Annotated in this window: 19 protein-coding genes; 7 read left to right on the forward strand and 12 right to left on the reverse strand. The window is 71.6% G+C overall.

Annotated features, from left to right (window positions below):
* Positions 1–3: 3 nt before the first annotated feature.
* From OG780_RS22595 to OG780_RS22620, 6 genes are all read right to left on the reverse strand, one after another.
* The gene (locus OG780_RS22595; RefSeq protein WP_443062194.1) at positions 4–1,062 is read right to left on the reverse strand and encodes a CHAD domain-containing protein; all 1,059 of its coding nucleotides are present in this window, start codon (positions 1,060–1,062) and stop codon (positions 4–6) included.
* On the reverse strand, positions 1,043–3,274 hold the full coding sequence (locus OG780_RS22600; protein WP_328450893.1) for an RNA degradosome polyphosphate kinase: 2,232 nt from the start codon (positions 3,272–3,274) through the stop codon (positions 1,043–1,045). The genes OG780_RS22595 and OG780_RS22600 overlap by 20 nt, the downstream gene beginning before the upstream one ends.
* Positions 3,275–3,590: 316 nt before the next feature.
* Entirely contained in the window at positions 3,591–4,613 is a 1,023-nt protein-coding gene (locus tag OG780_RS22605; protein WP_328450895.1) for a hypothetical protein, read from the reverse strand.
* On the reverse strand, positions 4,610–5,560 hold the full coding sequence (locus tag OG780_RS22610) for a hypothetical protein (RefSeq protein ID WP_328450897.1): 951 nt from the start codon (positions 5,558–5,560) through the stop codon (positions 4,610–4,612). The genes OG780_RS22605 and OG780_RS22610 overlap by 4 nt, the downstream gene beginning before the upstream one ends.
* On the reverse strand, positions 5,557–6,480 hold the full coding sequence (locus OG780_RS22615; protein ID WP_328450899.1) for an ABC transporter ATP-binding protein: 924 nt from the start codon (positions 6,478–6,480) through the stop codon (positions 5,557–5,559). Before OG780_RS22615 ends, OG780_RS22610 begins: the two co-directional genes overlap by 4 nt.
* Positions 6,477–6,863: a GntR family transcriptional regulator gene (locus tag OG780_RS22620; RefSeq protein WP_328458308.1), complete on the reverse strand. Its 387-nt coding sequence runs from the start codon at positions 6,861–6,863 to the stop codon at positions 6,477–6,479. Before OG780_RS22620 ends, OG780_RS22615 begins: the two co-directional genes overlap by 4 nt.
* A gap of 280 nt (positions 6,864–7,143) precedes the next feature.
* On the opposite strand from OG780_RS22620, the gene OG780_RS22625 reads away from it, so the two are divergent.
* Genes OG780_RS22625 through OG780_RS22645 form a run of 5 tightly spaced genes read left to right on the forward strand, consistent with a single transcriptional unit; the run spans position 7,144 to position 11,726 of the window.
* Complete coding sequence (locus OG780_RS22625) at positions 7,144–7,686, forward strand: RNA polymerase sigma factor (protein WP_326786961.1); 543 nt, start codon at positions 7,144–7,146, stop codon at positions 7,684–7,686.
* Positions 7,683–8,594, forward strand: coding sequence for a zf-HC2 domain-containing protein (locus tag OG780_RS22630; protein WP_328450902.1), 912 nt, complete (start codon positions 7,683–7,685; stop codon positions 8,592–8,594). The genes OG780_RS22625 and OG780_RS22630 overlap by 4 nt, the downstream gene beginning before the upstream one ends.
* A complete protein-coding gene (locus OG780_RS22635; protein ID WP_328450904.1) occupies positions 8,591–9,451 on the forward strand; it encodes an ABC transporter ATP-binding protein in 861 nt (286 codons plus the stop codon). Before OG780_RS22630 ends, OG780_RS22635 begins: the two co-directional genes overlap by 4 nt.
* Positions 9,448–11,019 carry an ABC transporter permease gene (locus tag OG780_RS22640; protein ID WP_328450906.1) on the forward strand — a complete coding sequence of 524 codons (1,572 nt, stop codon included), beginning with the start codon at positions 9,448–9,450 and terminating at the stop codon, positions 11,017–11,019. The genes OG780_RS22635 and OG780_RS22640 overlap by 4 nt, the downstream gene beginning before the upstream one ends.
* A 5-nt stretch (positions 11,020–11,024) precedes the next feature.
* Positions 11,025–11,726, forward strand: a complete 702-nt coding sequence (locus OG780_RS22645; RefSeq protein WP_328450908.1) for an ABC transporter — start codon at positions 11,025–11,027, stop codon at positions 11,724–11,726.
* Positions 11,727–11,761: 35 nt separating this feature from the next.
* Here OG780_RS22645 and mshD read toward each other — a convergent pair whose 3' ends face one another.
* Positions 11,762–12,688, reverse strand: coding sequence for a mycothiol synthase (gene mshD / locus OG780_RS22650; protein ID WP_326786965.1), 927 nt, complete (start codon positions 12,686–12,688; stop codon positions 11,762–11,764).
* A gap of 415 nt (positions 12,689–13,103) precedes the next feature.
* Here mshD and OG780_RS22655 point away from each other — a divergent pair, with 415 nt between their 5' ends.
* A complete protein-coding gene (locus OG780_RS22655) occupies positions 13,104–14,900 on the forward strand; it encodes a bifunctional metallophosphatase/5'-nucleotidase (protein WP_328450910.1) in 1,797 nt (598 codons plus the stop codon).
* Positions 14,901–15,024: 124 nt separating this feature from the next.
* On the opposite strand, the gene OG780_RS22660 is transcribed toward OG780_RS22655, so the two are convergent.
* The 4 genes from OG780_RS22660 to OG780_RS22675 form a co-directional block, all read right to left on the reverse strand.
* The gene (locus OG780_RS22660; protein WP_328450912.1) at positions 15,025–16,455 is read right to left on the reverse strand and encodes a sensor histidine kinase; all 1,431 of its coding nucleotides are present in this window, start codon (positions 16,453–16,455) and stop codon (positions 15,025–15,027) included.
* Positions 16,455–17,186 (reverse strand): response regulator transcription factor, encoded by a 732-nt coding sequence (locus tag OG780_RS22665; RefSeq protein ID WP_037622391.1) that lies wholly within the window; start codon positions 17,184–17,186, stop codon positions 16,455–16,457. The genes OG780_RS22660 and OG780_RS22665 overlap by 1 nt, the downstream gene beginning before the upstream one ends.
* Before the next feature lie 79 nt (positions 17,187–17,265).
* Positions 17,266–17,445 (reverse strand): hypothetical protein, encoded by a 180-nt coding sequence (locus OG780_RS22670; protein ID WP_328458782.1) that lies wholly within the window; start codon positions 17,443–17,445, stop codon positions 17,266–17,268.
* Positions 17,446–17,459: 14 nt separating this feature from the next.
* Positions 17,460–18,671, reverse strand: coding sequence for a S1C family serine protease (locus OG780_RS22675; RefSeq protein ID WP_328450914.1), 1,212 nt, complete (start codon positions 18,669–18,671; stop codon positions 17,460–17,462).
* 481 nt (positions 18,672–19,152) lie between these two features.
* Between OG780_RS22675 and OG780_RS22680 the strand changes: the two genes are divergently transcribed.
* Positions 19,153–20,910 (forward strand): trypsin-like serine protease, encoded by a 1,758-nt coding sequence (locus tag OG780_RS22680; protein WP_328450916.1) that lies wholly within the window; start codon positions 19,153–19,155, stop codon positions 20,908–20,910.
* 141 nt (positions 20,911–21,051) lie between these two features.
* Here OG780_RS22680 and OG780_RS22685 read toward each other — a convergent pair whose 3' ends face one another.
* A complete protein-coding gene (locus OG780_RS22685) occupies positions 21,052–22,074 on the reverse strand; it encodes a LacI family DNA-binding transcriptional regulator (protein WP_328450918.1) in 1,023 nt (340 codons plus the stop codon).
* Between the last annotated feature and the right edge of the window lie 17 nt (positions 22,075–22,091).

Genomic DNA, 22,091 nt, shown 5'->3' on the forward strand with positions numbered 1-22,091 from the left:
CCCTCAGGGGATGCGTACGGCTTCCTTCTGCCAGGCCTGCTGGAAGGCGAACCGGGCCGCCTCCACCTCGTGCCGCTGGTCGGCGTGCAGCACACCGAGCGCGTACGCCGTCGCCGGCGCGATGCGCGGGGTGCGGGCCGCCGACGCCGCGGCGGACGCTGCCTCCGCCGCGTCCCGGTGCCGGTTGAGCGCCTTGCCCGCGCCGAGCAGGCGCGCGTCGACGGGGCACTCCCCTGCGTGCAGCACCTCACCGGCGTAGCGGTGCAGCCGCAGCAGCAGCCGGACCTGGTGCCAGGGCGCGTCCTGCGGCTGGGGAGCGGTGTCGGCGGAGAGCCCGTGCACCAGGGCTTCGGCGTTGTAGGGGCGGCCCGCGACGACCAGCGGCAGCGCGCTGACGGCGTCGGCCAGCCGGTCCTGGGCCGCGGCGGCCAGCGGACGCAGATCGGCGGTGTCCGCGGCCGGGGCCAGCGGAACCTCGCTGGCCAGTACGGCGACGTTGTCGGCGACGGCGTGGAAACGGGAGGAACCGAGCGCCTGGAGGGCCGCCGAGTGGGCGCGGGTACGGGCGAGCGTGAGCTGGCGGTCCAGGAGCGCGCCCGCTTTCGCGGCCCCGACGGTGAGACGGCCGGCCTTGGGGGCCGCGGCCGGGGCCCGTCCGGTCTGGCCGGGCAGGGCGGCCGTGCCGGACAGCCGGTTCAGCGCGCCGATCAGCCGCTCCAGGCGTGCGGCATAGGCGTGTTCGCGCGCCAGGGTGCCCGAGAGCCAGGCCAGTTCGGGGCGCATCCCTTCCGACCAGTCCGCGTCGAGGAGCGGCCGGAAGGTGTGCAGGCTGCCGCTGATACGGCGGGCGGAGTGGCGCAGGGAGCGCGCCGCGTCGCCGGACTCCCCTCCTCCGCTCGCCGCGCCACCGGTCTCCCGGTGCTGGCGCAGCGAGCGGAGGAATTCCGTGGCCTGGGCCCGCAGATAGATCGCCAGGGCGTCACCGATCGGGATGTCTCCCTCGCCGAGGGGGGTCGCCCCGGTGACGGAGCCGGTGGGGGGATCAAGGTGCTGCTGTGCCACGCCGGCGCCTCCGGGCGTCTATGAGCATCTCCTGGACGTTCCGCAGGGGCTGGCCCTCCGCGTCGGTCGCGTGGCGGATCCACTCGCCGTCGGGGCCGAGGTGCCAGGAGGCCGTGGTGTCGGACATGCCGGTCTCCAGCAGCCGGTTGAGGGCTGCGCGGTGAGCCGGGTCGGTGACCCTGACCAGGGCCTCGATCCGCCGGTCGAGGTTGCGGTGCATCATGTCGGCGCTGCCGATCCACACCTCGGGTTCGCCTCCGTTGCCGAAGGTGAAGACCCGGGAGTGCTCCAGGAAGCGGCCGAGGACGGAGCGGACCCGTATGTTCTCGGACAGGTCCGCGACGCCGGGGCGGACGGCGCATATCCCGCGCACCCACACGTCGACCGGCACGCCGGCCTGGGAAGCGCGGTACAGCGAGTCGATGAGTGCCTCGTCCACCATCGAGTTGACCTTGATGCGGACGAAGGCGGGGCGCCCGGCCTTGTGGTGCTGGACTTCCTTGTTGATCCGGGCGATCAGCCCGTCGCGCAGCGACTTGGGCGCGACGAGCAGACGGCGGTAGGTCTCGCGGCGCGAGTAGCCCGAGAGCCGGTTGAAGAGGTCGGAGAGGTCCGCGCCGACCTGGGGATCGGCGGTGAGCAGTCCGAGGTCCTCGTACAGCCGGGCGGTCTTCGGGTGGTAGTTGCCGGTGCCGACGTGGGAGTAGCGGCGCAGGATGTCGCCCTCCTGCCGGACCACGAGCGACAGCTTGCAGTGGGTCTTCAGACCGACGAGGCCGTACACGACGTGGCAGCCGGACTCTTCGAGCTTCCTGGCCCACTTGATGTTGGCCTGCTCGTCGAAGCGGGCCTTGATCTCGACCAGGACGAGGACCTGCTTGCCGGACTCGGCGGCGTCTATCAGGGCGTCCACGATCGGCGAGTCGCCGGAGGTCCGGTAGAGCGTCTGCTTGATGGCGAGCACGTCCGGGTCGGCCGCGGCCTGCTCCAGGAACGCCTGCACGGAGGTGGAGAAGGAGTCGTACGGGTGGTGCAGCAGGACGTCGCGTTCACGCAGCGCGGCGAAGATGTCGGGCGGGGACGCCGACTCGACCTCCGCGAGATCGCGGTGGGTGCCCGCGATGAACTTGGGGTACTTCAGCTCGGGCCGGTCCAGCGCTCCTATGCCGAAGAGGCCGGTGAGGTCCAGGGGACCCGGCAGCGGGTACACCTCGGCCTCGGAGATCTTCAGTTCGCGTACGAGGAGATCGAGGACGTACCGGTCGATGGACTCCTCGACCTCCAGGCGCACCGGCGGACCGAAGCGCCGCCGCATGAGCTCCTTCTCCAGGGCCTGGAGCAGGTTCTCGGCGTCGTCCTCCTCGACCTCCAGGTCCTCGTTCCGGGTGAGCCGGAAGGTGTGGTGCTCCAGCACCTCCATGCCGGGGAAGAGCTCCTCCAGGTGGGCCGCGATCACGTCCTCGATGGGGACGTAGCGGTTCGGGGAGGCCTCCAGGAAGCGGGAGAGCAGTGGCGGGACCTTGACGCGCGCGAAGTGGCGGTGGCCGCTGACCGGGTTCCGTACGACGACGGCGAGGTTCAGGGACAGCCCCGAGATGTACGGGAAGGGGTGCGCGGGGTCGACCGCCAGCGGGGTCAGGACCGGGAAGATCTGGTGGCGGAAGAGAGTGAACAGGCGTGCCTGCTCCTTCTCGGTCAGCTCGCTCCAGCGGACCAGGTGGATGCCCTCCTCCGCGAGCGCGGGGGCGACGTCCTCCTGGTAGCAGGCGGCGTGCCGGGCCATGAGTTCGCGGGAGCGGGCCCAGATCATCTCCAGGACCTCGCGGGGCTGGAGGCCCGACGCGGACTTGGTGGCGACACCGGTGGCGATGCGGCGCTTGAGGCCGGCCACCCGGACCATGAAGAACTCGTCCAGGTTGCTGGCGAAGATCGCCAGGAAGTTGGCGCGCTCCAGAAGGGGCGTGTTCGGGTCCTCCGCGAGTTCCAGAACGCGCTCGTTGAACGCGAGCCAGCTGCGCTCGCGGTCCAGGAAGCGGCCTTGCGGCAGCATGATCCCGTCCTGCTCCAGGTCCTCGTACTCGTCGAGGTCGGCGTCGAGATCGGGCTCCAGGTCGGACACGTTCGCCGCCACGGTGTGCGGGCGGTGGGCGGCGATGGAGCCTACGGAGGGCTGCGGGTGCTGCACGGGTGCCTGGGCGCTTCGCTGGTTCATGGGCCCATTCTTCCGTGCCGAAGGCGAGACCGGCGCGTCGGAGAGGGCGGGCACCAGCGCGCTGATGCGGATGATTCCGTTCCGCTTGGCTGGCGTACGCTGACTCTCCGTGGGCGGTGAGGACTCGTTCTCCGGCGGGGGAGAAGGCTCGGGCACGGCGGGCTGCATTTCTTGAGCGTCGCAAGGTCACCTGAATCGATGGTTACGACGACATGACGTGCGGGATATCTGGGGGAGGCTCCCGGACGTCTGCATGTCCGGGAGCCGTGTACACACCCGCCCGCGTCGCGTGCGCGTCCGCCGGTGCTGCCGCCGGTTACGAATGCCGTCGGCGCAGCAGGGCGAAGGCCGCGGCGGCCGCGAGGCCCGTGACGGCCAGCAGCAGGCCGCTCTCCACGAGCTGGAGAGGCCAGAAATGGGACTCCGGCTGGTAGGTCGTCCAGAAATCGGCCAGCCCCGTCCGCTTCACACACCTTCCGAGGGCGGCGGCGCTGTCGGTTCCGACGCAGGCCATGTTGGTGCTCAGCCGTTCGCCGTCGCCGGTGACGGCACCGTGTTCCAGGACCAGGGTGCCGTTCGGGAGCCGGAGCGCGGCTGGTCCGGTGGCCGTCTCCGCGGGCCACAGGCTCATCCGGAACCCGTCCAGCACCTCGTGCAGGACGTATGCCGCGGCGAGGGCGGCCGCGGCGGCGGGCAGGGCCCTGCGCAGGACCAGGCCCGCCAGCGCCCCGAGGGCGAGGCCCGCGAGGGCGTACGCGACGGCCACCGGCCCGGAGGAGATGAAGACGTTCGTGTTGAACCAGCCGCCGAACAGTTCCCTGTCTCCGGCACGGCGTGCCCAGTCGCCGAGCAGAACGGCCAGTGTGGTGCCCGCTGTCAGCAGGACCGCCGGGACGGCGAGCTTGGCGGCCAGCCAGCGCGCCGGGGTGACGGACTGGGTCCACGCCAGCCGCGCGGTGCCGTTCTCCAGCTCGCGGCCGGTCAGCGCGGCACCCGCCCAGACCGCGACCGCGTACATCAGGTACGTGACACAGGCGGAGACCAGGGCGAGGCCGTAGGCGTAGATCTTGTGCGCCTCGGTCTCCTGGATGATTCCGCAGTCCATCGGGAACGGGTCCGCCGCGTCGCAGCCGCCGGTGACCGCGCGGGCGTCGGGGCCGATGGCGTGCATCCAGACCAGGGCCGCCACGACGGTGAGCAGGGCGGCGCCCCAGACGTACAGGGCCGTGCGGTGCAGGCGCAGCACGGTCCAGGTCAGGCCGGACGGTCGGTACGGGGCCGGGCGGGGCGGGCGGTACGGGGCTGGGCCGGACGGGTGTCGGCCGGTCAGGGTGCTCATGAGGTCGACCTCCTCCTCAGGACGGCGAAGGCGGCGGCGACCAGGATCGCGGCGGCGGCGAGCAGGACGCCGGTCTCCAGGAGCTGGCGGGGCCAGTAGTCGGGGGAGGGAAGGTACTCGCGGGTGAAGCGGACGACGTCGTGCCGGGCCAGGCAGGCGTGGCTGTCGTAGCAGCCCGGGTCGGGGATCTCCGCGCCCGTGGAGGTGATCGCCCGGCTCCGGACGGACAGTTCGGGCTGCTGGTAACTGCCCTGGAAGGGCCAGGAGTTGGCGCGGAACATGATGACCGCGTACTGCGCGAGACCGGCGACCGCGATGGCGGGGAGGGTGCGGCGCAGCGCGAGACCGGCGAAGGCGCCGAGGGCGAGACCGAGGAGCGGGGCGGCGACGGTGGCCGGGCCGATGGAGAAGTACAGGGCGCGCGGTCTGATGCCGGCCAGCAGGAGATTGCTGTGGGCCGACCACAGCATCCGGTACAGCACGACCAGCAGACCCGTGCCCGCGGTGATGAGCAGCGCGGGCACCGCCAGTTTGGCGGCGAGCCAGCGGGCCGGGGTGACGGACTGGGTCCAGGCCAGCCGCGCGGTGCCGCTCTCCAGTTCGCGGGCGGTCAGCGTGCCGGCCGCGAAGACGGCGACGGCGAACGAGGCGATGTTCAGCAGGGAGGCCGGGTCCTGGAAGAGGTCGTTGTAGGTGCCCGAGAGGGTGCCCGTGAATCCGACGGTCCAGGCGTCCTCCTGCACGCCCGCGTATCCGAACGTGTCGAGCAGATGCTGCGTGTGGCCGGCGCCGGGGCCGTACAGCCACAGCAGCAGTCCGGCGGTGAGCGCGACGAAGCCGGTCCAGACCCACAGCGCGGTGCGGTGCAGCCGCAGGACCGTCCAGACCAGGCCGCGCGGGGCGGGCAGGGCGCGGCGCGGGGGAGCCGTCGTGGTGGTGGCGCTCATCGGGTCACCGCCGCGGGGGACACCGTCGTGCCGGGGGTGAGCAGCGCGGGGGCTTCCGGGGAGCGCAGATGGGCGAGGACCAGCTCCTCCACGGAGGGGCGTTCGGCCTCCCAGCGCTCGTCCACCGGTCCGTCGTTGCGTATCAGGGCCGTGAGGCCGCGGCCGGCGGCGCGGGACTCGACGACGAGGTGCGGGGCGAGGTCGGCGGGGGTGCCGCGGCCGGTCACCAGGGTGTGCGCGATGAGCAGGTCGTCCAGGCCGCCGCCGAGCCGGACGCGTCCTCCTCCCAGGAGCAGCAGGTGATCGCAGGCGTCGGCCAGTTCGGTGACGATGTGCGAGGACATCAGCACCGTGGTCCCGCGTTCGGCGGCGTCGGCCATCAGGGTGCCCAGCAGTTCATGGCGGGCCAGCGGGTCCAGGTCGGCCATCGGTTCGTCCAGCAGCATCAGGTCGGGCCGCTTGCCCAGCGCGAGGGCGAGCGCCACGCGGGTCCGCTGGCCGCCGGACAGCTTCCGGACCTTGGTGCCGGGGTCCAGCGAGCCCTGTTCCACGATCGCGGCGGCGTGCGCGGCGTCCCAGCGGGCCGGGTTGAGCTCGGCGCCCAGGCGCAGGGTCTCGGCGATCGTGAGCTGGGGGTGCAGGGGCTTGTCCTGGGCCAGGTAGGCGATGGCCTCGCGGGCCTCGGCCGGGCCGGCGCCGAGCACGGTGAGGGTGCCGGCGGCGGGGCGCAGCAGCCCGGCCGCGGTCGCCAGCAGCGTCGACTTGCCCGCGCCGTTGGGGCCGACGAGGGCGCTGACCCGTCCGGCCGGGAGGCGGAAGGAGCAGTCGTCCAGGGCCGCGGCGGAGCGCCGGCCGTGGCGCACGGTGAGGCCGTGCGCCTCTACGGCGACGGTGGATCGGGTGGTGCTGGTGGAGCTCACTGGTCCCCCTTCGGGAAATGTGCGTCCAGTACGGAGGCGAACAGCGCCGCCACGTCCTCGTGGTCGAGGCCCGCGGCGCGGGCGCTTCGGGCCCAGGCGTCGAGTTCCTCGCGCAGGGGCGAGTCCGCCGGGGCGGCGCCGAGGGTCTTGCGGACGAACGTGCCGAGACCGCGCCTGGCCTCGACCAGTCCCTCGCGTTCCAGTTCCCGGTACGCCTTCAGGACGGTGTTCGGATTGATGGCGGTGGCTTCCACGACCTCGCGGGCCGTGGGGAGCTTGTCGCCCGGTTCGAGGAGGCCGAGGCGCAGCGCCTGCTTCGTCTGCTGGACGATCTGGACGTAGGTGGCGACGCCGCTGCGCCGGTCGATGCGGTACGCGACCACTCGGACAACCACCCTTTCACTAATTGAGTAGTGAAAGGGTGGTGCAAGGTGGGGGTCGAGGTCAAGTCCCGGACGAGCGGACGGTGTTGCTCCGGTATCGCCCCGGTGCTGCCGGCGGTGGATCCGGCGGTGGGTCCTGCGGTGGATCCGGTGGTGAATCCGCTGGTCAGCCCCGTGATGGATCCTGTGGCGGATCAGGATGTCCGGCGGGTGTGCGACGCGTTCGGAAATTCCCGGCCGATGTGTGAACCGATCGGCGGGGCTCGTCCGATGAGGGGATGTGAGGGAAACGAGAAGCGACGGAGAGCTGCTGCGGGCCATCGCGGCGGACGGGGACCGTCGCGCCTTCGAAGAGCTGTACCGGCGGTACGCGCCATGGCTGACCGCGCGGCTGCGCGGCCGGTGCGCCGACGCCGGGATCGTCGACGACGTCGTCCAGGAGACCTTCCTCGCGGTCTGGCGCGGCACCGCCCGCTACCGCGAGGAGGGCGACCCGGCCGGCTGGCTGTGGCGCATCGGCTCACGGCGCCTCGTCGACACGATGCGCGGCGACGGCGCGCGCGGCCGGCTCCGCAACGCGCTGGCCCGGCTCAGGCACCGCGACGAGGCCTCGGCGGAGGAGCGCGTGCTGGCAGGCGTCGAACACGGAGACCTGGCGGGCGCGCTGACCAGACTCTCGCCCGAACTCCGGGCGGTGCTCCAGGCCACGGTGATCGACGGACTCACCACCAGGGAAGCGGCCGTCCTGCTCGGTATTCCGCCGGGCACGGTCAAGACGCGGGCACTGCGTGCGCGCAAGCAGTTGCGGGAGGCGTTGGCATGAGCGACGACCGTCACGGAAGCGATGGCGACGAGATGAACGGTCACAGCCGTACGACCTGGCACGTGCCGGAGGAAGACCTTCGGGCCTACGTCCAGGGCGAGTTGACGGCACCTCTCCTGTGGTCCGCCGACACCCACCTCGCCGCGTGCGCGCGGTGCCGGGAGACACTGGCCGCGATCAGCGACCCGGTCGCCCTGGACGCCGGGTGGGAACGGCTCGACGCCGAACTCGACGCCCCGCGGCCGGGCCCCGCCGAGTGGCTGCTCATCCGGCTCGGCGTCGCCGACCACACGGCACGGCTGCTGACCGCCTCCCCCGCCCTGCGCCGCTCCTGGCTGGGCGCGATCGGCGCCCTCCTGGTCATGACCGTGGTCGCGGCCGACGCGGTGCGGGCCGGGGCCACGCCCACCCTCTTCCTGGCCCTCGCGCCGCTGCTCCCGCTCGCCGGGGTCGCGGTGTCCTACGGCCCGGGGATCGACCCGACGTACGAGATGGCCGTGGTCTCACCCCTGCACGGCTTCCGGCTGCTGATGATCCGCACGGTCGCGGTACTGACCGTGTGCCTGGGGTTCAGCGGCCTCGCGACCCTCGCCCTCCCCTCCTACGGACTGCACGCCCTGGCCTGGCTGCTGCCCGCCCTCGCCCTCACCGCGACCGGACTCGCGCTCACCTCCCGGCTCGGTCCCGTCCTCGCCCCCTCGCTGGTAGGCGGCGGCTGGGTCGGCCTGTTGGCCGTGGCCCGGGCGACCTCGGAGTCCGACACCACGCTCGCCCCGTTCACCGCGGCCGGGCAAGGCGTCTCCGGAGCCGTCGCGGCACTGGCCGCCGTACTCCTCTATCTCGTGCGGGACCGGTTCGACGCGTCGCGCCTCCCGTTCACCGACTTCACCGACAGGAACGCAGCATGATCCCCACCGTCTCCGCCTCCGGGCTGACACTCCGCTTCGGCGGCACGCTCGCGCTCGACGACGTCTCCCTCCGCCTCGGAGAAGGAGTCACCGGACTCCTCGGGCCCAACGGCGCCGGAAAGACCACCCTGTTGCGGGTCCTCGCCACCGCAGTGCCCGCCGACCGGGGCTCCTTCACGGTCCTCGGCCACGACCCGGGCACCACCGCCGGACGCCTGCACGTGCGGCGCGCGCTGGGCTACCTCCCGCAGACCCCCGGCTTCCACCAGGACTTCTCCGCCTTCGAGTTCGTCGACTACGTGGCGATCCTCAAGGAGCTGACCGACCGGACCGCCCGGCACCGCGAGGTGCGCCGTGTCCTGGACCGTGTCGGCCTGTCCGATGTGCGGGGCAAGCGCATCAAGCGGCTGTCCGGCGGTATGCGCCAACGGGTCGCGCTGGCCGCCGCCCTGATCGGCGACCCCGGCTTCCTCGTCCTCGACGAACCGACGGTCGGCCTCGACCCCGAACAGCGCATGCGCTTCCGGGAACTGATCGCACAGGCGGGAGAGGGACGAACCGTCCTGCTCTCCACCCACCAGACCGAGGACGTCGCGATGCTCTGCCACCGGGTGATCGTCATGGACGCCGGCCGCATCCGCTTCGAGGGCACCCCCGCGGAGCTGACCGAGCGAGCGGCCGGCCGGGTGTGGAGCAGCACGGAACGCGAGCCGTCCGCCCGAGCCGGATGGCGTACGGGCACGGGCGCCTTCCGCAATGTCGGCGATCCGCCCGAGGGCGCCGACCTCCTCGAACCGACCCTGGAGGACGGCTACTTGCTCACACTCGACGCCAAGGCCGCGGAGGTGGGCGCATGAGCACCACCGACACGGTCAGGCGGACGGCTCCCACGGGGGTGGAGCCGTCCGCCGAGGTCCAGGTGTCCCGGCCGGCCGCGGTCCTGGCACTCGCCCGCTTCGAAGCACGCGAACTGCTGCTCCAGATCCCGGTCCTCCTCTTCCTCGCGCTGTATGTCGGCTTTGCCGGCTGGAGGTTGTTCATCGGGGGCGACGGCATGGACGACTTCCCGGTCCTCCAGGACGCCGACAGGGCCACCCAGCCGACACCCATGCTGCTGGCCGTCGCCGTGTTCGTCTGCGTCAACCGCGCCGTGCTGCGGTCCCGCCGACAGTCCACCGACCAGCACTTCGACATCCTGCCCATGGAGCACTGGCGGCGTACGGCGGCGCACGCGCTGTCCGTCCTGCCCCTCGGCGCGATCACGGCGCTCGTCGTCGGCTTCCAGTACACCTGGGCGGCGCTGAAGCCGGGCGCCGTCGGTCACGGTTCACCCGCCGAGCTGGTCGTGGGTCCGCTGGTGGTCCTGCTGGCCGGTGTCCTCGGTGTCCTGCTCGCCCGGGTGATACCGGTCGGGTTCGTCGCCCCGCCCTTCGTGATCGGCGGATTCGTCCTCACCACCCTGGTCTCCGCGGCCACCCAGGGAAAGCACTGGGTGAGCTGGCTCGGACCGGTCGTCGTGGAAGAGGGTGCCGGCCCCTTCCCCTCCGAACTGCTGGGCCGCCCGGCCGCCTGGCACGCGCTCTATCTGACGGGCCTCGTGGTCCTGCTGTTCTGTGTCGCCCTGCTGGTGAGCGGCGGCCGGACGAGGCTGATCACGTCGGTGACCGTTCTCGCCCTCGCCGCGACGGCCGTCGGCGTTGCCGGGCAGTCCCCGGACGAGCCGGCCTCGCTGATCGCGGCCCGTACCAAGGCGTCCGTGAGCCCGCAGAAGGAACAGACCTGTGTACGGCACGGACGGTCCACGTACTGCGCCTTCCCGGAGTGGACCGGCCGCACCGCCGACTGGGCCGAGGCGGTCGACCGCATCCAGTCCCGCGCGGGCGGTTCCGCCGGAGGTGAGCGGCTGACCGTGCGCCAGAGGATCGACGCCCGCTACGGCCTTCAGAGCGATGCCGCGATTCCACCCTTCACCACGCCCGGACATGTCACCGTCGGCACGAGCTGGGGTGGCAACCGCCTTCCCGAGTTCGCGGTCGGCGTCGCCTCGGTCCTGGTCGCGGGCACCGAGAAGACCGCCGGAGAGATGTGCGACGCCCGCGTGGTGACCATCATGTGGCTGGCTCTGAGCACACAACCGGACCCGATGCAGTCCCTGCGTGATGTCCGGCTCGACGACAGCATCGAGGGCTCCGCGGTCGCGCTGGCCCCCACGAGCCCTGTCTCGATGTCCGCCCAGCAGACCACCGTGGTGCGCGAGCTGCTTCAGAAGCCGCACTACAGCGTCGCCGCGAAGGTCAAGGCGCACTGGACGGAACTGACGTCCGCGAAGACGTCCACGGCACGGGTGGCCGAGCTGCTCGGCGTACCGGCCGGAGGCAAGGGGATCGCGGCGGACTCGGGGAGCGGCTCGTGCGAGGAGGAGTGAAGACGATGACAGAGGCTTCCGCCGACAGCCTCACGAAACCCGCCGGGCCCCCGCCCACGCACGTCGTGGCCCGCGCCCTGGTCCGCCCGGTGTGGCGCGGTCTGCCCCGGTGGGCCGTGATGACAGGCGCCGTCCTCGGGCTGATGCTGGCCGGATCCTCCCGGACGGTCTCCGAGGAACCGGACCCGTGGCTGTGCCTCAACCTGCTGCGGGCCGCGGCCCTCGCCTTCGGCCTGGGACTGGCGTTCCTGTTCGACGACCCGGCCCGGCACACCACGGCCACGGTGCCGACCAGACGCCCGGTGCGGACGGGGCTGCGGCTGGTGCTCGTCGTACCGTTCATGGCGGTGTGCTGGACGGCCGCGCTGTTCCTCATACCCGCCGAGGGACGGCCCCCTATGGGCGCGATCACCCTGGAAGCGGCCGCTGTCATGACCCTCGCGCTGACCTCCGGGCTCGTCGCCGTGCGGCACTCGGGGGCCACCGAACCGGGGATCGCGATATCCGCCGGACTGGTGGGCGCCTTCTTCGCCGCCGCGGTACTGCTTCCCACACGCTGGGAGCTCTTCGTCGGCCCGTCCGACCCGCACTGGGAAGACGCGCACCGACGATGGGCGGCCGTCCTGGTCGTGGTCGTACTGGCGGGGGCCCGCTCCCTGGGCGAACCCCTGCGGCGACTCCGGACAACCGTCCTCGCCCGCCGCTGACTTCGGCCTCCGGAGGGCGCTCGCGCGCCGCGGGCTCAGGACTCCGTGCGGTACATGAGGTCCGTCTCGTGGGTGACGAAGCCGAGACGCTCGTAGACGGAGACCGCCGCCTTGTTGTCGGCGTCGACGTAGAGCATCGCGGTGGGCAGGGTCTGCGCGGCGAGGTGACGCAGACCGATCGTGGTCAGGGCCTTGCCGAGCCCGCCGCCCTGGGCGCCGGGGCGCACACCGAGGACGTACACCTCGCCCAGTCCTTCCTCGGCGTGCACCTTGGTCCAGTGGAAGCCGACGAGTTCCTCGCCCCGGAAGGCGAGGAAGAAGCCGGCCGGGTCGAACCACGGCTCGGCGGTCCGGTCGTCCAGGTCCCGCTGAGTGAGGGAGCCCTGCTCGGGGTGGTGGGCGAAGGCGGCGGCGTTCACGGCGAGCCAGGCGGCGTCGTCCTGGCCGGGTACGAAGGTCCGGACGGTCACTCCCTCCGGCAGCTTCGGCTCGGGCAGGCCGAGGTTCTCCAACGGGCGCCGCATCTGGCGCAGTTCGCGGAAGAGGGTGAGGCCCAGGACCTGTGCGAGATGCCGGGCGGCGGAGTGACCGCCGTGCGCCCACACCCGCAGCCGCTTCCCGGACTCGTTGAGCATCGCCGAGCCGAGCGCCCGCCCGTGGCCGTGCCCCCGGTGCGCCGGGTGGACGACCAGTTCGGCGGCCGGGGCCTCGACCGGGTCGGTGTCCTCCAGCTGTGCGTAGCCGACCAGTTCGTCGCCGACGGTCAGCAGCAGATGCCGGACGCCCTCACGGCTCCCGCCCTTCAGCTGGAGGCGGCCCTGCTCGGACACGGCCTGCTGTCCATCGGCCCGAGCGGCCTGCGCGAGCAGCTGGAGCACGTCCTCGGCCTGGTCCGGGGAGAGCACGGAGTAGGTCTCGATGGAGCGGGAGAGGGCGAAGGGTGCCGCGTCGTCGCTGGTCATGGATACGAGGGTACGGCTCGGCGATGGGGGGACGAGGAGTTGGGCGACGCGGACACGGATCGTGGCGGGAGGGACGAGCCGGGGAGGGCGGAGTGGGTCTCGGCCGAGGAGGTCGGAGCGGGCCTCAGCGGATCGCGGCAGGGGGTCGCGGCAGAGGGGGTCGGGCGTGCCCCGACGAGCTGAGGTGACGCGGTTGTCGGCTTTCGGCGTGGTGATGGCAATCAGCCTGTAACCCCGAACCCCCTTCCGCGCTACGCGCGTTGATCCTAAAGTGCGTGCAAAGCGAAGGCTGTTCATCAGCCGGCACACGGTGCCCACGGCTCCCATGGCAGGCACCACCCGCACCACCCGCACCACTCGCTCGGCTCACGCACGGCACACCGTTTCGGCCTTTCACCGTTCTCCAGGGGGAACCATGCCGCCCACGATCCGGTACAGACGCACGCATCGACTCCTCGCGGCCGCCGCCGGTCTCGCCACCGTCGGGGCGCTGGCCGCCGCGATCCCGGCGAGTGCGCACCAGGACAAGCCGACACCGTCGCACCACCACGGCAGCGGCCGCTACCAGGACGTCCAGCTGCTGTCCTTCAACGACCTGCACGGCAACCTGGAGCCGCCGACCGGTTCCTCGGGCCGGGTCACGGAGCTCCAGGCGGACGGCACGACGAAGACCGTCGACGCGGGTGGTGTCGAATACCTGGCCACGCATCTGCGCAACGCCCGCAAGGGCAACACGTACTCGATCACGGCGGCCGCCGGCGACATGGTCGGCGCCTCCCCGCTGATCTCCGGCCTCTTCCACGACGAGCCCACGATCGAGGCGCTCAACGGCCTCGACCTCGACGTCACTTCGGTCGGCAACCACGAGTTCGACGAGGGCGCCAAGGAACTGGGCCGGCTCCAGAAGGGCGGCTGCCACCCGACGGACGGCTGCTACGGCGGCAAGAAGTTCACCGGCGCCGACTTCCCCTACCTCGCGGCGAACGTGACCGACGAGAAGAGCGGGAAGCCGATCCTCAAGCCCTACTGGGTGTGGAAGAAGAACGGCGTCAAGGTCGGCTTCATCGGCGTCACGCTGGAGGGCACGCCGAACATCGTGTCCGCCGAGGGCGTCAAGGGCCTGAAGTTCGGCGACGAGGTCGAGACGATCAACAAGTACGCCAAGGAGCTCCAGCGCCAGGGCGTGAAGTCGATCGTCGCGCTGATCCACGAGGGCGGGGCGCCCGCGTCGACGGCGTACAACTACGACTGCGACAGCCCCGGTGCCGGGGACGGCATCTCCGGGCCGATCGTCGACATCGCCAAGAACGTCACGCCGGCCGTGGACGCGCTGGTCACCGGCCACACCCACCAGGCGTACGCGTGCACCATCCCCGACCCGGCGGGCCGGCCCCGCATGGTCACCTCGGCCTCCTCCTTCGGCCGGCTGTACACGGACACGACACTGACGTACGACCGCTGGACCGGCGACATCGCCCGTACGGCGGTGAAGTCCGCGAACCACGTGGTCACCCGTGATGTCGCGAAGGCCGCCGACATGACGTCGCTGGTCACCAAGTGGAAGGCGCTCTCCGCGCCGGTCGCCTCGCGTCCCCTCGGCTACATCGCGGGGGACATCGGCAACACCGGCACCGAGTCCCCGGCCGGCGACCTGATCGCCGACGCGCAGCTCGCGTACGCCAAGTCCGTCGACCCCGAGGCCGACCTCGCGGTGATGAACCCGGGCGGCATCCGTGCCGGACTCACCTACACCGCGAGCAGCGGTGAGGGAGACGGTGTGGTGACCTACGGAGAGGCGTACACGGTCCAGCCGTTCGCCAACACCGTCAACCTGGTCGACCTCACCGGCGCCCAGGTGATCACCGCGCTCCAGCAGCAGGTCAGCGGCGCCAACGAGGCCTCCCCCAAGATCCTCCAGATCTCCAAGGGCCTCACCTACACCCTCGACCTGACCAAGACAGGCGCGGCGCGGGTCGTCGCCGACTCGGTCAAGCTCGACGGCACCGCGATCGACCCGGCCGCCACCTACCGCGTCGCGATGAACTCCTTCCTCGCGGGCGGCGGCGACGGCTTCGCCGAGCTCGGCAAGGGCGGCAACGTCCGTGTCGGCGGCGACGACCTGGCGGCCCTGGGCGCCTACCTGACGGCCAACTCCTCGGCCGCGACGCCGTACCCGGTCCCCGCGGCGGACCGGATCACGATCGTCAAGTAGCAGGAACCGCCGACCGGTCCGGCGCTCGTCCGCCGGGCCGGAGCGGCCCGGTCCGGACGCCGGCCGATGACGAGCGAGCCCCCACCCGCTGCCGGGTGGGGGCTCGCTCGTGCCGGAGAGCGGGTCAGGGCGTGTCGGGCGGGGCCGTCGGAGCCCCCGGAAGCCGTACGGCCGCGATCGTGCCGCCGCCCTCCGCGGGACTCAGCGTCACCTCGCCTCCGCACTGCTGGACGGTGCGGGCCACGATGGACAGGCCGAGGCCCGAGCCGGGGAGGGCTCGCGCGTCCGGGGAACGCCAGAAGCGGTCGAAGACGTGGGGGAGTTCCTCGCCGGGGATGCCGGGGCCGTGGTCGCGCACGGTCAGTTCGCCGCCCTTCAGGCGGACGTCGATCGTTCCGCCCGCGGGGCTGAACTTCACCGCGTTGTCGAGGATGTTCACGATCGCCCGCTCCAGCGCGGAGGGCTCCGCCCGGACGTACCAGGGCTGAAGGTCGGCCGTGATCGTCAGCTCCGGTCCGCGCAGCCGGGCCCTGCGCAGGGCCGCTTCCACGGTGTCCTGGAGTGCCACGACCTCCACCCGGTCGGCCGGGTGTCCCGCGTCCGATCGCGACAGCGTCTGAAGATCGCCGATCAGTGCCGCCAGCTCGGTCATCTGCGCGGTCACCGAGGTGAGCAGCGCCTTGCGGTCCGCCGGGGGGATCGGGCGGCCGATCTCCTCGCTGCGGGTGAGGAGTTCGATGTTCGTCCGCAGGGAGGTGAGCGGCGTGCGCAGCTCGTGTCCGGCGTCGGCGATGAGCTGCTGCTGCACCTCGCGCGAGGTCGCGAGGGAGGCGGTCATCGAGTTGAAGGAACGGGAGAGCCGGGCGATCTCGTCGTCGCTCTCCTCGTCCACGGGGATGCGGATGGTGAGGTCCTCGGTGCGGGCGACGTGTTCCACGGCCTCGGTGAGTTCGTCGACCGGCCGAAGCCCGGCCCGCGCGACCCAGAGCCCGGCGGCCCCGGCGCCGACCACTCCGAGTCCGGAGACGAGAAGCAGGACCAGGGCCAGGTCGTTCAGCGTGGACTGGGTGCTCTTCAGAGAGGCGGCGATCATGAGGCCCACGTTGGGGCCGGGCTGTCCATCGGCGGTGGTGGTGGTCAGCGGCTTGAGCATCACACGCACCGCGTTGCCGTCTTCGTCGGTGCCGTCACGGAAGTAGGACTTGTTGAGTTCGCCGCTCTTGATAGCCGTCCTGTCGGACTGGGTCACCTTGACCTTGCCGATGGAGTTGTCGACGACGCAGGCGGTTCCGTTTTCCTTGACCACTTGGACGTAGTTGTTCCGGAAGGGGGAAGCAGTGTTGTCCGGGGTCGGGGAGCAGTAGTTGAGGGCGTTGACGATGGCACCCGGCGGGGCTCTCATGCCCCTCTGCAGATCGTTGTCGACCTGCTCGTACAGCTTCCCCTGCACGATGAACCAGCAGGTGACCGAGACCGCCGCCACCGCGAACGCCACCGCCGCCGCCACCAGGAGGGCCAGGCGCGAGCGCAGGGGCAGCGACCTGAAGCGTCGCATCACTCCGCGCCACCGGACCGCAGCACGTACCCCACGCCCCGCACCGTGTGGACCAGGCGCGGCTCGCCGCCCGCCTCCGTCTTGCGGCGCAGGTACATGACGTAGACGTCGAGGGAGTTCGACGACGGCTCGAAGTCGAAGCCCCAGACGGCCTTCAGGATCTGTTCGCGGGTGAGGACCTGGCGCGGGTGGGCCAGGAACATCTCCAGCAGGGTGAACTCGGTGCGGGTCAGCTCCACCGGGCGCCCCGCACGGGTGACCTCGCGCGTCGACAGATCCATGCGCAGGTCGCCGAAGGTCAGCGCGTCGTCCTCGACCACCGCGCCCGCGGATGCCGCGTACGAGCTGCGCCGCAGCAACGCGCGGATGCGGGCGAAGAGTTCGTCGAGCTCGAAGGGCTTGACGAGGTAGTCGTCCGCCCCGGCGTCCAGCCCGGTGACCCGGTCGCCGACCGTGTCCCGGGCCGTCAGCATGAGGATGGGCGTGGTGGTGCCCGCGCCACGCATCCGGCGGGCCGCGGTGAGGCCGTCCATGCGGGGCATCTGGATGTCGAGGACGACCAGGTCGGGCTGGTAGGCCGTCGCCTTCTCCAGGGCGTCCGCGCCGTCGACGGCGACCTCGGTGTCGTACCCCTCGAAGGCGAGGCTGCGCTTGAGTGCGTCGCGCACGGCCGGCTCGTCGTCGACGATCAGGATGCGCTGGGTGTCACGGTCGCCTTCGGCGGAGCTCATGGGCGTCGGGTTCCTCGGGTGGGATGGGGTGTGATCCGGTGTTTTCAGCCTCGCACGTTCCTGGCTGTCCCGGAATGGATCAGCTTCGTACGGTACGGCGGTGGCCGGACGTGCGGCGCTGGGCGGGACGGGACACGGCGGGGGCCAGTTCGGGGGCGCGCCGGACGGGCGGGTGCAGTTCGCGGGCGACCGCCAGGGCGACGCCGAGTCCGGCCGGGTCGGCGGCCGGCGCGGTGTGCTGGACGCTCTTGATCATCATGGCGACCTCCGGGGTCAGCTGTCGGAACCGCCGGCCCGCAGCGTGGCCAGGTCGGACTTGACGGTGTTGATCGGGATGGCGAAGCCGAGGCCGACGCTGCCCGCGCTCGACGAGGACGACGAGGAGTCCGAAGCGGCCGAGTACATCGCGGAGTTGATGCCGACGATGTTGCCGTTCATGTCGATGAGGGCGCCGCCGGAGTTGCCCGGGTTGAGCGAGGCGTCGGTCTGGAGGGCCTTGTACGTCGTGGTGGAGGAGCCGGTGTCGCCGTTGAACTGGCGGCCGCCGAACTCGAACGGCCACTGGCCGTTGCCGCCGTCCTGCTGTTGCTGCTGGTCCTGGCTCTCGTCGGTGGAGACGGTCACGTCCCGGTCGAGGGCGGAGACGATGCCGCTGGTGACGGTGCCGGTCAGGCCCTCGGGGGAGCCGATCGCGACGACCTGGTCGCCGACCTGGACGCCGTCGGAGTTGCCGAGCGTCGCGGGCTTCAGACCGGACGGCGCGTTGTCCAGCTTGATCAGCGCGAGGTCCTTCTTGCTGTCGGTGCCGACCACGCTCGCGGCGTACGACTTGCCGTTGTTCAGCTGCACCTTGATCGCGGAGGCGCCCGAGACGACGTGGTTGTTGGTGATGATCTCGCCGCCGGTCGTGATGATCACGCCCGAGCCGGTGGACGAGCCCGCGTTCGAGGTCGCGCTGATCTCGACGATGCTCGGGCTGACGGCCTTGGCGACGCCGGAGACCGTGCCGCGCTGGCTGGTGGGCACCACGTTGGCGCTGGTGGTGCTGGAGGTGGCGACGGTGTCGTTGCCGGTCAGCTCCTGGAAGGCGTACGCGGTACCGCCGCCGATCGCCGCCGCCACGATCGCCACGGCGGCGAGCAGGGCGAACGGACCCTTGGCGCGCCGTCGGGTGGTCGCGTTCGCGGGGGGCTCGGGGTGGCCGGCGCCCACCGTGGCGAACACGGCGGTGGTGCCGGCGGGGTCGGGCTCGGGGTGGCCGGGGTACGGGGCGTGGCCGCCGTGCCCGCCGCTGCCGCCGTGACCGGAGCCCGGCCACACGGTGGTGCCCGGCTCGACGTGGACGGGCGCGGCCGGGTCGTACGCCGGGGGTGGCGGCCACTCGGGGTTCACGGGGGAGGAGGGGTGCGACTGCTGCTCCGGGTACGCGGACCCGTGGTGGTCGCCCTGGGGGTACTCGCCGCTACGGCGGAAGCTCTCGGTCATGAAAAAAAGACTGTCCCCCGATCATGAGAGCTCCCTGAGTGGCCCCTGAGAAGCCCGACAGAACCTCGTATGCCCTATATAAAGGCGCTTTCCGTGAGCCTCCCGTGAGACTTCTGTGGGCACCGTCAGGGCTGCCTGTGCCCTCTAGCCGTGTGCCTTCGCCGGGGTCCCGCCAGGGTTTTTTTGCCGCGCTTCGCCGCGTATCCGGCCGTGCACCGTGTGTGGTCCCGCCTCTCCCCGGCGAACGGCGGGTTGCGTTCGGGTGATGTCCCGGAACGCCGGGGGCGAACACTCTTCCGACCGCTGTGAAGACCGTGTGCCCAGAGATCGGTGAGGCCTACGATTCCGGGGCCGGAGGGGGGCTCCGCGGTTACGCCCGATGTCGATGCAAGCGATTGCCGTCGACGGTCGGGCCGGTGCGTCGTACGCCCTTCTCGGGCCTCTGACGAGAAGGAACACGCACCCACACCAGGAGTCCTGAGTGATACCTGCCCTGCGCGACCGCTGGAGACGCCCCGCCACGGCGTTGCCGACGGCCGCTCTCGCGCTGGCGCTGACCTGCGTCGGCGCCCTCGCGGCACAGCCCGCCTCCGCGGCCGGTGACCCGGCCGGACTGCCCGACGCGAGCGTCGCCCAGTCCACCGCGGCGCCCGCGCCGACCGCCTCCGACAAGGAGCTGCGCCACCGCGTCGTCGAGGCCGCCAAGACCCAGGCGACCCCCGGAACGGCGCCCAAGAAGACGCCGTTCATCATCGGCGGCAGCGAGACGACGATCTCCTCCGCGCCGTGGATGGTCCAGCTCTCCTACTACGACAGCACGGCGGGGACCGGCTACTTCTGCGGCGGCACCCTCGTCGCCCCGAACAAGGTCCTCACCGCGGCCCACTGCGTCGCCGGTCTGGACTGGGCGGACAACGGCGCGGTCGTCGCCGGTGCCACCGGCTTGCTGGACGACACCAACGGCACCGTCGCGGGCGTCTACCGCCAGTGGAACCACCCGCACTTCGACGGCTCGACCCTCCAGAACGACGTCGCCGTCCTCACCCTGGACCGCCCGCTGGAGAATCAGTGGGCGAAGCTGGTGGCGGCGGGCGACAGCGCCTCGTACAAGGCCGGCAACTCCGCCACCGTCTACGGCTGGGGTCTGACCTCGGGCGCCACGGACGCCGACCTGTCGGCGAACCTGCGCAAGGTCACCCTGCCGCTGGTGTCGGACTCGACCTGCAACAGCGCGATGAACACCGTCCTCGGCGAGGACGACTTCATCGAGGGCTCCATGTTCTGCGCGGGCACCCCGGCGACCGGCGTCGACGAGGGCACCAAGAGCCCGTGCAACGGTGACTCCGGCGGCCCGGTGATGTTCGGCGGCAAGATCGTCGGCATCGTCTCGTGGGGCGTCTCCGGCTGCACCGCCAAGGGCGCCTACCCGGTGTTCACCAAGGTGTCCTCGTACACCTGGGCGGCCCAGCCCCGCATCGACGACGCGGACCTGACGTTCGACGGCCGCGCCGACCTGCTGGAGCGCACGCCCTCCGGCGGGCTGTTCGAGCAGGACAGCAAGGGCACCTCCCTCGCCGCCCGCGCCTACCAGGGCAACGGCTGGCAGAACGCGAGCTGGGTCCTCCAGGCCGATCTGGACCGGGACTTCTACCAGGACCTGATCATGCGGGACAAGGGCGACGGCAAGCTCTACCGCAGCTACATGAACCACAGCTCGGGCGATTTCGAGTGGATGCAGATCAGCTCGGTGTGGGGCGGCTACAAGTCGTACGCCGTCCCCGGCGACCTGACCGGCGACGCCCGCCCCGACCTGGTCGCGGTGGACGCGGACGGCTCGGTCTACCTCTACCCGGGCAAGGGCACCGGCCAGTTCTACGGCCGCGTCAAGATCGTCGACAGGGCGTGGAAGAACGTCAAGATCTTCGGTCACGGCGACCTGTCCGGCGACGGCCGCGCCGACCTGCTGGTCCGCAACAGCTCGGGCGTCCTGTACCTCTACCGGGGCACGCAGGTCGAGAAGACCCCGTTCTCCGCGCGCATCCAGGCCCGTACGGGCTGGAACTTCACCTCGAACGTGGCCAACGGCGACGTGACCGGTGACGGGATCGCGGACGTCATCGCCCGCGACTCGGGCGGCACGCTCTGGCTCTACCCGGGCACCAACAGGGCCTCCAGCAGCCTCTTCGGCACCCGTAAGAGCCTCGGCACCGGGTTCAACCAGTACAACCTGCTGTTCTAGGTCCCGCCAGGCCTGTCGCGGCACACGGAGATCCCCGCGTCCCCTCAGGGGCGCGGGGATCTCCGCTGTCGTCCGTGGGTGGTGTCCGTCCGTGGGGTCCGCACGTGCGGTGCGCGGGGCGGCAGGCCGCCCCGGAGGGGCCTACTCGCAGCCGCAGGACTGGCGTACCACCAGGCGCGAGGGGAACAGCTTCAACCGCTCGCGGCGGGAGCCGGGCACCCGCAGCCCGTCGTCCAGTACGAGGTCCACGGCCGCGCGGGCCATCGCCGGCCGGTCCGATGCGATCGTTGTCAGAGGAGGATCGGTCAGGGCCGCTTCCTTGACGTCGTCGAACCCGGCGACCGCGAGCTGCCCCGGTACGTCGATGCGCAGCTCGCGCGCGGCGCGCAGGACACCGATCGCCTGGTCGTCCGTGGAGCAGAAGATGGCCGGCGGCCGGTGCGGTCCGGCAAGCAGTTCGAGGCCGACCTTGTAGGCGTCGTACCGGTTGTACGGGGCCTCGAAGAGGCGTCCCTCGGTCGGCTTGCCGGCCTCCTGCATGGCGCGCCGCCAGCCCTCGACGTGGTCGGAGACGGGGTCGCCGACGGCGGGGGTCTCGGCCGTACCGCCGAGACAGGCCACGTACTCGTACCCGTGCTCCAGAAGGTGCCGGGTGGCGAGCTGGGCGCCCCCTATGTCGTCGGTGACGACGGCGACGTCGTCGATCGCCTCGGGGCGCTCGTGGAGGAGCACCACGCGGGCGTCCCACGCGTCGATCTCGGCGGCCGCGTGGTCGTTCAGCGCGTGGCTGACGAGGATCAGTCCGGAGACCCGCATGCCGAGGAAGGCACGCAGATAGTGCACCTCGCGCTCGGCGATGTAGTCGGAGTTGCCGACCAGGACCATTTTCCCGCGCTCGGCGGCGGCCTGTTCGACGGCGTGCGCCATCTCCCCGAAGAAGGGCTGGCGCGCGTCCGGCACGATCAGTCCTATGAGCTCGGTCTTCCGCGAGGCCATGGCCTGGGCGACCCGGTCGGGCCGGTACCCCAGCTCCTTGATCGCGGCGAGAACGCGCTCGCGCGTGGCCGGGGCGACCGGCCGGGGTCCGTTGTTGATGACATAGCTGACGACGGCGGTGGACGTACCCGCCAGTCGCGCTACATCATCCCTAGTCACCTTGGCCACGCGCGGAGTCTACGCGG

The sequence above is a fragment of the Streptomyces sp. NBC_00386 genome (assembly GCF_036063235.1).
Taxonomy (GTDB): Bacteria; Actinomycetota; Actinomycetes; order Streptomycetales; family Streptomycetaceae; genus Streptomyces.